Here is a 3,300-nt window from a genome sequence, read left to right as displayed (position 1 = left end):
CGCGGTCCTGGACAAGGTGGTGCGCGCGGCGCAGCGGGAGGGCACCCTGCGCCCGGATGTCGGCACGGGCGACGTGGCCGCGCTGCTCTCGCTGCTGCTGCGCCCGATGGGCGCCATGTCCGATCTCGTGTCCTGGCAGCTCTCGGAGCGCGCGGCGGCCCTGCTGCTCGACTGTCTGCGCGCCCCGTCCCGCTCCACCCTGCCGGGCGGGCCGCTCTCCGTCGAGCAGCTGAAGCCGGGCGTCACGCTGGACCCGTGAGGCGGGTGCGCGGCGGCCGGGGCGGCGGTCGGGGGCGGCGGCCGGAGGGGGCTCCCCGGCCGGAGGGCGGCGGGCGCCGTGGTAATAAGGTTCCGTGCGCGAACGCCGGTCACGGCTCGGGGCCGTGACCCGAATGAGTGTCGCCTATGGGGTGTTGAGAAGTTCCATGATATTTACCTGGGCCGATGTGCTGTCGGCCGAGCCGCGCTTCGCCGAGAACGTCGAGCGGCGTTTCGAGATGTATCCGAGCCATGTCCTCGCGACCTTCCGCAAAGACCGGTCCCCCCGGGTGACGGGGCTCGAAGTCCACTTCCTCCTCGGGGAGTTGTGGCTCGGCATGGCGCACAATTCGCTGAAGGCGCGCGACCTCGCGCGCGATCCGCGTTTCGCCGTTCAGGCGAATCCCGGGGCCGGTGACGCGCGGGCCGACGGGGACGTCAGGATCGCGGGCCGGGCGGTGGAGGTGACCGAGCGGCGGCTGCGGACGCGGTACGTCGACGCGGTCCGTCCGCCGCTGCCGTTCCAGCTGTTCCGGGTGGACGTCGCCGAGATCGTACAGACCGAGATCGAGGGCGATGACCTGGTGCTCAGGTCCTGGCGGCCGGGGCGTCCGCTGCACACCGTACGGCGCGGCACCGAGGGTGCCGTACCGCCCGGGAACCTGCGGATGGGCGACGCGGCGGCCTGCTGACGCGGTGCGGCGGGGTCGCGCGCGGGGGTTCGGGCGGGTCCCGCTGTCATGTGGCGTGCCCCACTCGATGTCCCCGGCGGGGGCGTGCTAGGCTGACTGCGTTGCAGTTTTGGTACCCATGAACTTTATGTGCGCCTGACGGGAATGTTTCTCCATCAGGCGCATTATTGTTTTTGCCGGCTTCTCCGGATGGGGCTCAATGCGGCGACGAGGAATCCGTAAAGTGCGGATTTCCGGCTCTGCACCTGTTTTAGGAGAATGACATGGCTACTGGCACCGTGAAGTGGTTCAACTCGGAAAAGGGCTTCGGCTTCATCGAGCAGGACGGCGGCGGCGCCGACGTCTTCGCCCACTACTCGAACATCGCCACCCAGGGCTTCCGTGAGCTCCAGGAGGGCCAGAAGGTCTCGTTCGACGTCACGCAGGGCCAGAAGGGCCCGCAGGCGGAGAACATCGTCCCGGCCTAGTTCCCGGACGTGTACCTCGCAGCCGGGGCCCGCACCGTGCAGGTGCGGGCCCCGGCTCGCGCTGTTCTCAGGCCGCAGTACTCACGACCTGGTATCCGAAGCCGCGTCGCCGGCGTCAGCCGCTCCGCTGCGGACGTCCGCTGATCCGCTCCTTGTCGTGCACCAGGTCGTCAGGCCCCAGGAAGGCTTTTCCGAATGACTCGATCCGAACGGCAGGACCGCGCCGCCCGTCCCGCCGGAAAGCGCCCGGCGCACTCCCGCGCCAAGGGACCCGCGAAGGGCGCGGCTAAACCCTCGCCCCGCCGCGCTCCCGCGCGCCCGCAGGAATTCACCCTGCCGGAGACCATCACCCCCGCGCTGCCTGCCGTCGAGTCGTTCGACGAGCTGGACATGCCCGCCGCTCTGCTCAAGACCCTCACCGCCCAGGGGGTGAGCGAGCCGTTCCCGATCCAGGGCGCGACCCTGCCGAACTCGCTGGCGGGCCGCGACATCCTCGGCCGCGGACGGACCGGTTCCGGCAAGACCCTCGCCTTCGGCCTGGCGCTGCTGGCCCGCACGGCGGGCCGCAGGGCCGAGCCGCGCGCCCCGCTCGCGCTGGTGCTCGTTCCCACGCGTGAGCTGGCCCAGCAGGTGACCGACGCGCTCACGCCGTACGCGACCGCCGTCAACCTGAAGCTGACCACGGTCGTCGGCGGGCTCTCGATCACCAAGCAGGCGAACGCGCTGCGGCGCGGCGCCGAGGTGCTGGTCGCGACGCCCGGCCGGCTCAAGGACCTCATCGAGCGCGGCGAGTGCCGGCTCGACGAGGTCGCCATCACGGTCCTCGACGAGGCCGACCAGATGGCCGACATGGGCTTCATGCCGCAGGTCACGGCGTTGCTCAAGCAGGTCGAGCCGGACGGGCAGCGGATGCTGTTCTCGGCGACCCTGGACAAGAACATCGACCGGCTCGTACGCCAGTACCTGACGGACCCCGTGGTGCACTCCGTCGACCCGTCCCAGGGCGCGGTCACCACGATGGAACACCACGTGCTGTACGTCCTGGACGAGACGGACAAGAAGGAAGTCACCACCCGTATCGCCGCGCGCGACGGGCGGGTGCTGCTCTTCCTGGACACCAAGCGGTCGGTGGACCGGCTGGTCAAGCGGCTGCTGGCGAGCGGCGTACGGGCCTCGGGGCTGCACGGCGGCCGTTCGCAGCCACAGCGCAACCGGACCCTTGAGCAGTTCAAGAACGGCCTGGTCACCTGCCTCGTCGCGACGAACGTCGCGGCCCGGGGCATCCACGTCGACGATCTCGACCTGGTCGTGAACGTCGACCCGCCCGTCGACCACAAGGACTACCTGCACCGGGGCGGCCGCACCGCCAGGGCGGGGGAGTCCGGCAGCGTGGTGACGCTGGTGCTGCCCGAGCAGCGGCGTGAGATGACACGGCTGATGTCGGACGCGGGCATCGACCCCCGCTCCGCGCGGATCAAGTCCACCGACGAGGAGCTGGCGCGGCTCACCGGCGCGCGGGTGCCCTCAGGGGTGGCCGTCACCATCGAGGTGCCGCAGCCCGTGGTGCAGCAGAAGAAGCCCAGGACCTCGCGTCCCGGCGGCGCCCGCAGGGGCTCCGGCTCGGGCTCCGCCACGGGTACGGGTGGCGGCGCCGGATCCGGCGTGCGCACGGGCGGCGGCGCGGGTCGCGGCAGCCGGGGCCGCAGGGGCGGTCCTGGCCGGGGCGCCGAAGGCGGACGCCGTACCGCGGCCTGACCTCCAGGGACGGGCCCGCACCCCACTCAGCGCCACGGAGCCCGGCGCCGCGCACACCGCGTGGCGCCGGGCTTCCGCGTTGCCTCCGCGCCGCTGGGGGGAAGGGCGCTCCGGGCGGGGGCGGGGGG

At 71.9% G+C, this 3,300-nt stretch carries 3 protein-coding genes and 1 pseudogene; all 4 read left to right on the top strand.

Annotated elements, in window-relative coordinates; all coding sequences use genetic code 11:
- Positions 1–259, top strand: a pseudogene (locus DVH02_RS35305) (TetR/AcrR family transcriptional regulator); the annotation flags it as partial.
- A gap of 166 nt (positions 260–425) precedes the next feature.
- On the top strand, positions 426–950 hold the full coding sequence (locus tag DVH02_RS28300; RefSeq protein WP_114626701.1) for a pyridoxamine 5'-phosphate oxidase family protein: 525 nt from the start codon (positions 426–428) through the stop codon (positions 948–950).
- Positions 951–1,213: 263 nt separating this feature from the next.
- Positions 1,214–1,417, top strand: coding sequence for a cold-shock protein (locus tag DVH02_RS28295; RefSeq protein WP_015607926.1), 204 nt, complete (start codon positions 1,214–1,216; stop codon positions 1,415–1,417).
- A gap of 195 nt (positions 1,418–1,612) precedes the next feature.
- Positions 1,613–3,172: a DEAD/DEAH box helicase gene (locus DVH02_RS28290; RefSeq protein WP_114626700.1), complete on the top strand. Its 1,560-nt coding sequence runs from the start codon at positions 1,613–1,615 to the stop codon at positions 3,170–3,172.
- The last annotated feature ends 128 nt before the right edge of the window (positions 3,173–3,300 follow it).

Origin of the sequence: Streptomyces corynorhini, assembly GCF_003346515.1 — a bacterium.
In the GTDB taxonomy this organism is placed as follows: Bacteria; Actinomycetota; Actinomycetes; order Streptomycetales; family Streptomycetaceae; genus Streptomyces; species Streptomyces corynorhini.
This window is presented reverse-complemented; position numbering and strand designations above follow the sequence as displayed.